Genomic DNA, 6,600 nt, shown 5'->3' with positions numbered 1-6,600 from the left:
TATTTAGAAAAACTATTCTTCAACAACTTCTGCTTCAGCATATGTATCTGCATAGTGCCAAGTAGCTTTCATTGTTTTTTTAGCATAAACATTTACATATACAGCGGCAGCTTTCTGCTCAATTCTTTTTGTGGTTGGATAAAGGTCTTCTTTTGGAATTGTTATAGGGTCAACAGCTGTTTTCGCTGTTGCAAGGGAAGCTTTCTCAACTTTTCCTTTATAAATTCTTACAACATAATCCTCGTTATCCTTGCCGTTCACATCAACAGTAAGAACATATTTTCCATCAACTTCGCAGTCAGAAAGGGTGATAGACGAATCCCCAAGTTTTAGATATTCGGTTTCTACTGCTGGATTATCAGAAAGTTTTGTTCCAAAATTGTCTGCCTGAATATCAGTTACATTTGTGTAATGCGATACATAAGGCTTGGCAACACCTTTTGTAGCAAGGTTAAAACCTACGATACAAAGAGTTCGAGCATCTTTAGTCGCGCGGCTAGGATTAGATTCCAAGTCAAAAATGTAGCCTATTGAGCCTTCTCCTGTGGAATCCTTGTCAAGAGTAATCTGACAAAGCCCTCCAAGATGCTTGTTAAATGTAGAATGATATGCGCGGTACATTCCATCGTCTTCATTGGTAAAACTGATTGAGTAATCGTTATTACTACCAGTAATAGCTTCTTTTTCATCGTCATCATCTTCTGCCGCGCACGACACAAAACCAAACACAAGCGCAGCCATCACTGCGCTACCAAAAAGGACGTTAAAACAACACTCTATTTTTAGGCTCCAAAGTTCTATGATAGAAATTCTATGCCAAAATCGGCAGGAGGAAATTTATGAACTACGGATATATCCGCGTGAGCACGGACAGGCAGACGGTTGAAAACCAGCGCTTTGAGATTTCAAGATGGTGCGAGGCAAACAGAATCAGAATAGACGGCTGGATTGAAGAGACAATCAGCGGAACAAAAAGCTACACAAAACGGCGGCTCGGCGAGCTTCTTTCAAAAATCAGCGAGGACGACACGATAATCTGCGCGGAGCTTTCAAGGCTTGGGCGAAATCTGTTTATGATTATGGAAATTCTGAACATCTGCATTACCAAAAAATGCAGTCTTAGGACAATAAAGGAGAATTTCACGCTGGACAACGGAATTCAGTCAAAAGTGCTGGCGTTCGCGTTCGGGCTTTCTGCGGAAATCGAAAGAAACCTGATAAGCCAGAGGACAAAGGAAGCTCTAGCCGCAAGAAAGGCCTCCGGAAAACATCTGGGGCGCAAGAAAGGAATACGCGGGGAGTTAAACAAAAAGTGCGAATCGCAAAGCCTAAAAATCGACAGTCTTTTGAAAAACGGAACTTCAAAGCAGAAAATCGCGCGTGAAGTCGGAGTCTCGGCAGGCACCCTCTACCGCTACCTTGCCTATACAGGCAGATTCAAGCCTGAAAAACGCAGAGGCGAAAAGTGGAAAAACGGAATCTATCAGTGAATTATATTGTTTTTTCGAATGTAACAACGCTTTTAATTCTGAACAGGATTCTTTGCCTGAAACTTCCGGCACGGACAAAAGCCGTAAATTATGGAAGATATTCAACAGCAGGCATGCAGTTGCCGCAATCTAGACTACACGGTGACACCTTACAATACTAGCAAGTGTCGCAATATAGCTTATGCGGCGACACCTGACAATGCTAGCAGGTGTCGCAATATAGCTTATGCGTCGGCTACTGACAATGTTAGCAGGTGTCGCAATATAGCTTATGCGGCAACACCTTGACAATGCTAGCAATTGTCATAATCTAGACAATGTGACAGCCTCGTAGTCTTCTCTAAAAATCAGTCAGCTAAGTTTATTGAACAAAAATTTAGAATGGCGCATTTTGTTTAAAAATTGCCGCATAAAGGATTTCTTGAAAATAAATAAAAAGGCTCAAGATTATTTCAACGTTTATTGACTAAAAAAATCTTTGCTTTATAATCCATTATATAATTCTTATATTGGCTGTAATTTTGAAAAAGTTGCGTTAGAATATAAGAAAATAAAAAGCCTTGCAAAAGGCGGTTTCAAGGAGATTAAATATGAAACTTTCAAAGGTCCTTTTTGGTAGCGCAGTGATGGCTGCGCTTATGTTTGGTTTTGTGTCGTGCAAAGAAGAGGAAGATGAACTTGGTATTATCGAAAAAGTTTCAGAAGATGGATTTACAAATGACGGCTCTTCTGCATATTATGCGCGCGGTTATGTCTCTACTGCGACAAAGCATCTTGCAGCAGATTGTGAGATTTCTATCGATACATCAAAATCTGATGGAGCATATACGATGGGATACATCTTTAATCAGATTGGAAAGGGAACTACAGAAAAACCTTACTCATTTGTTTGTGTTGGAGTAAAATACGGAACTACAAATAGTAATACTACAAAGAGACCTCTTTATTTCATTTCATATTACAAAAATGTTCTTTCGTCTGATTTTACAACAGATGCTGGCGATTTTGATGTGAGCGAAGCAGAAGCTGTTAGCTGGTCAAGAACAACAGGAAAGACTGTCGTAGCAAACTCTGCAAAAGAATGTTCTGTTGTTGACGGCTGGACTGATATTCCGACGGGTTCATATACATATTCCGATGGAATTTTGAAAGTTTATATTGACCTTGCAGTTCTTTCAGGAGATTCTGAGATTACTACGGTTGCAGATGCAAAAGAAAATACTGTTACAGAGATTACTGATGATGATGGCTCAAAAGTAAAGAAAATCGCTGATGGAGCTTATAAAATAACATTGAAAGCCTCGTCAAGTTCATCAGCTGGAACTTCCAAAGTTATTTCAAAGGCATCGGGTACTGATTTTTCTGATTTTGCAGTTCAGGAAGCAAAACTTGGCAGATATGCTATGGTTTCAAAAAATGCAACTTTGAAGGGAACATGGAATTTCCCTAAAGATTCATATCTGAAGTCTGCTGTTTCTGCTGATGGTTCTACCAAAATTGTTTGGGAAAATGAAATAGACAACGTAAGATAAAAACTTCTAACTCCACCCTTCCGCTTTGGAAGAGAAAAGGATTGAAAGGGAAAGAGAAACCTTTTTAAGGTGTCGCTTTCCCTTTTTTATTTTTAACGCAAAGCTTGGGATGAGGATTTTTGTTTTCTGATTCCGTTGCTGAGTTTCCCTTTTTTTTGTTTTAGTTCAAAAATAATCCGCTTATATTTGTTGTAAACGCTTTCTAAAAATGAGGGGAATATCTTGCAAATTTTTATTGCGTGCGCTTTTGCGCTTTTTTATTATTGCGCGGATTCTTAAGCTTTTAGCGAAGATAGCAGCGCTTTGCAGCCTTTTTCTATGTCGTTCCAAGTGGCGTCGAAATTTCCTGTATACCAGGGATCTGCTACGTCGCGGGACAGTCCGGCATATTCAAGCAGCTTATGGCATTTTTTTTCTTTGTCGCCTGCAAATTTCCGCGCAAGGTCGCGCATATTTTCTTCGTCCATTGCGATTATCAAGTCATAAAAAGCGTAATCTTCCCGCGTTATAAGCCGGGCGCGATGATCCGTAAAAGGAACATTTTTTTCTTTTAATTTTAAGACTATTCCGCGGTGAATCGGGCTTCCGATTTCGTCTGTGCGGCAGGCCGCGCTTTCGATAAAAAATTCTTTTTCAAGTCCGGAATTTTTTACAAGATTTTTCATAAGCATTTCTGCCATTGGCGAGCGGCAGATATTTCCGTGGCAAACAAATAGTATTTTTAGCATAAAATAATTCTATACAAAAAAAATAAAAAAATCTGACAGTTTTTAGTTTTTATGCTAGACTTTTTTACGAAAAATCTTTTTTGAGTTTTATTTTTGCTTGTTTTTATATAAACAGTTAATTTTATGATAAAGCGTTCAGGATATGCGGATTTACCGCTGCACACGGGAACTGTTCCAAAATGGCTTGCCGACAGAATGATGAGGCTCGGCACGCTGATTATAGAAGCCCTTGTCTTAAAATATGGGAAAAAAGAAGTTTTAATCCGTTTGAGCGATCCGCTGTGGTTTCAGAGTCTGGGCGCCGTTTTGGGAATGGACTGGCATTCTTCCGGAATCACAACAAGCGTAATGTATGCCTTAAAACGAGGGCTAAACAGGCGCGCAAAAGAGCTTGGAATTGTCGTCTGCGGCGGAAGAGGAAAATACAGCAGGCGCACGCCGGAAGAGCTTCAAATTCTTGCCGACATGACTGGAATGGACGGAAACAAGCTCATAAACTGCTCCCGGCTTGCCGCAAAAGTCGACGGAACTGCCCTGCAGGACGGTTTTCAGCTTTACCAGCATAATTTTATTTTAAGCGACCAGGGCGACTGGACAGTAGTGCAGCAAGGAATGAACGCAAGCGAAAAAAAAGCGCGGCGCTACCACTGGTCATCGGAAAAACTCAGAAGCTTTGTCGAAAATCCTCATACTGGCGTAACTGGCGAAAACCAGGGATTGATTTTAAATCTAACAGATATAAACGCTTCTTCAACACGCTCCAAAATTTTAAGCCTGACGCATGAAAATCCAGACCGCATAATTCGCGAAGTAAAAAAAATGGGCGGCGGCGAAAGCCTTCAGCTTGAACTTTTTGATGATGCAGAAAAAAATAAAAATCCGCCTTCAAGTCGGAATAATCTTTCCAACGAATGGCAAAAAACGCAAATTCTCATAAAAAACGACAGAAACCTCGTTATGCCATCTCATCACGAAATCCGCGCGGAAGATGTAGATTTAAAACGGCTCGGAGCAGTTCTTGCCACAGCCTACGAAAGCGAAAATGCAGATTTTGAAAGCCTTCTCTTAACGCCTGGACTTGGTCCTAGAACTTTGCAGAGCCTTACTCTTGTAAGCGAAGTAATCTATGGAACTCCAAGCCGTTTTACAGATCCGGCAAGATTTAGTTTTGCGCATGGCGGAAAAGACGGCCATCCTTTTCCCGTCACTACAAAAATTTACGACGAAAGCATCCGCATTCTAGGAGAATCAATAGAAGAAAGCAAAATGGGCTATTCAGAAAAAAGCGAATGTCTGGCCCGCCTTGAAAAAACCGCCCGCTACGTAGAAGAAAACTGCGAGCCGGAAGCAGATTTTGACGCAACAATCGCACACGAGCGCGCACACTCAAAAGAATGGGGCGGAAGAACCTGCCACGGCTGAGTTTTTATTTTCAATTCATCAGAAAATTGAGAAAATCCGGCATAAAAAAGAAAATAAATAGCCTGTAAAAAAAATCCGTAAAAAAATATTTTGTTTCTTTTCATTTTTTTTAATTGGTGATAAAGTCGAACTCACAAAATACACTGTTCCGGCTCAAAAAACAGCAATTTTACAGTTCTGCAGTAAAAAGCCGTCTCAGCGTAATTCAAAAATCTGGAGGAATTATGAGCCTTACCGTAGATCCAAAAAAAATGCTGGAGCTTGAATCTTTAATTTTTCAAAAATCAGGCTTAAAAAAAGAAGAAGCCGACACTGTGGCAGACAACCTTGTCCAGGCAGAAATGCGCGGAATCCATTCGCACGGACTTATTCAGACAGAAAATTATTCAAAACTCATGCGCGCAAAAAAAATAAATCCTCATTCGCAAATAAAAATCGTTCAAGAAGGACCTGGAACTACAGTTTTTGACGCAGACCACGCTCCAGGTTCTGTCGCCGGAAAAATCGCAATGGCAAAAACGATTGAAAAGGCAAAAAAGAACGGAGTCGCAATCACAACAGTCCGCAACGCCACACATTTTGGCTTTGCCGCCTACTACGCCATGGACGCCCTGCCGGAAAATATGATTGGAATGGCATTTACTTCGACAGGACTTGCAGTCGCTCCATTCGGCGGCTACGACAAAGTTTTGGGAACAAATCCAATTTGCGTTGCAGTTCCGGCAGGAAAAAAACGGCCAATAGTTTTTGACGCCGCGACAAGCAACGTCGCCTTCAACAAAATATTTTTCGCCTACACAGAAGGAAAATCAATTCCTGACGACTGGGCTTTGACAAAAGACGGAAAAACAACGACGAACCCGGCGGACGTAATTACAGGAGGCGGGCCTCAGCTGCCGTTCGGAGGCTACAAAGGCTACGGACTTGATTTAATCGTCTTTATAATGACAACACTTTTGAGCGGAACTTCAGTTTTGGACGGCCAAGGCGACACAACTGCCGAATGTACCGACAAAATAGGCTACAACTTTGCAGCAATCGACATTTCCCGTTTTACGAACATCGAAAGCTTTAAGCAAAATATCGACATCACAATCGAGCGCATAAAAAGCTCTCAAAAACGCGAAGGTGTTAAGGAAATTTTTGTTCCCGGCGAAATCGAATACAACAATCACGAACGCCAGACAAAGGAAGGCCTTTTTATTTCAGACGGAATCGCAGGAAAAATCCGCTCTGCGCTTGAACAGACAGGAATTACAGCAAAACTCGAAGATATAGCAATATAAATTTATTCGGGTGGCACTGCCGCGGCAAAACCGCGGCAGCCGGGCTTTCGCGTTATAAAATTGCCAGGCAATTTTTCCGTTCAGCCGTGCAGTCGCACGTCCGAACCGCTCCGCGGCTTCAATCCCTGCCACAAAGTGGCAG

6 protein-coding genes are annotated in these 6,600 nt (G+C 41.5%); 4 read left to right on the top strand and 2 right to left on the bottom strand.

What is annotated here, in order from left to right:
* Positions 1-12: 12 nt before the first annotated feature.
* On the bottom strand, positions 13-741 hold the full coding sequence (locus B2X33_RS07375) for a hypothetical protein (protein WP_296668717.1): 729 nt from the start codon (positions 739-741) through the stop codon (positions 13-15).
* Positions 742-839: 98 nt separating this feature from the next.
* Between B2X33_RS07375 and B2X33_RS07370 the strand changes: the two genes are divergently transcribed.
* On the top strand, positions 840-1,490 hold the full coding sequence (locus B2X33_RS07370; RefSeq protein ID WP_296668715.1) for a master DNA invertase Mpi family serine-type recombinase: 651 nt from the start codon (positions 840-842) through the stop codon (positions 1,488-1,490).
* Positions 1,491-2,080: 590 nt separating this feature from the next.
* Positions 2,081-3,022 carry a hypothetical protein gene (locus B2X33_RS07365; RefSeq protein WP_296668713.1) on the top strand — a complete coding sequence of 314 codons (942 nt, stop codon included), beginning with the start codon at positions 2,081-2,083 and terminating at the stop codon, positions 3,020-3,022.
* 275 nt (positions 3,023-3,297) lie between these two features.
* Here B2X33_RS07365 and B2X33_RS07360 read toward each other — a convergent pair whose 3' ends face one another.
* On the bottom strand, positions 3,298-3,750 hold the full coding sequence (locus tag B2X33_RS07360) for a low molecular weight protein-tyrosine-phosphatase (RefSeq protein ID WP_296668711.1): 453 nt from the start codon (positions 3,748-3,750) through the stop codon (positions 3,298-3,300).
* Positions 3,751-3,873: 123 nt separating this feature from the next.
* Between B2X33_RS07360 and B2X33_RS07355 the strand changes: the two genes are divergently transcribed.
* Entirely contained in the window at positions 3,874-5,172 is a 1,299-nt protein-coding gene (locus tag B2X33_RS07355) for a DUF763 domain-containing protein (RefSeq protein WP_296668708.1), read from the top strand.
* Positions 5,173-5,396: 224 nt separating this feature from the next.
* A complete protein-coding gene (locus B2X33_RS07350) occupies positions 5,397-6,458 on the top strand; it encodes an Ldh family oxidoreductase (protein ID WP_296668707.1) in 1,062 nt (353 codons plus the stop codon).
* The last annotated feature ends 142 nt before the right edge of the window (positions 6,459-6,600 follow it).

This window comes from Treponema sp. UBA785, assembly GCF_002297065.1.
Taxonomy (GTDB): domain Bacteria; phylum Spirochaetota; class Spirochaetia; order Treponematales; family Treponemataceae; genus Treponema_D.
This window is presented reverse-complemented; position numbering and strand designations above follow the sequence as displayed.

Bases quoted from the DNA above. Each gene is read 5' to 3' on its own strand.
- B2X33_RS07375 (WP_296668717.1), bottom strand. From the start codon at position 741: ATGGCTGCGCTTGTGTTTGGTTTTGTGTCGTGCGCGGCAGAAGATGAT.
- B2X33_RS07370 (WP_296668715.1), top strand. From the start codon at position 840: ATGAACTACGGATATATCCGCGTGAGCACGGACAGGCAGACGGTTGAA.
- B2X33_RS07365 (WP_296668713.1), top strand. From the start codon at position 2,081: ATGAAACTTTCAAAGGTCCTTTTTGGTAGCGCAGTGATGGCTGCGCTT.
- B2X33_RS07360 (WP_296668711.1), bottom strand. From the start codon at position 3,750: ATGCTAAAAATACTATTTGTTTGCCACGGAAATATCTGCCGCTCGCCA.
- B2X33_RS07355 (WP_296668708.1), top strand. From the start codon at position 3,874: ATGATAAAGCGTTCAGGATATGCGGATTTACCGCTGCACACGGGAACT.
- B2X33_RS07350 (WP_296668707.1), top strand. From the start codon at position 5,397: ATGAGCCTTACCGTAGATCCAAAAAAAATGCTGGAGCTTGAATCTTTA.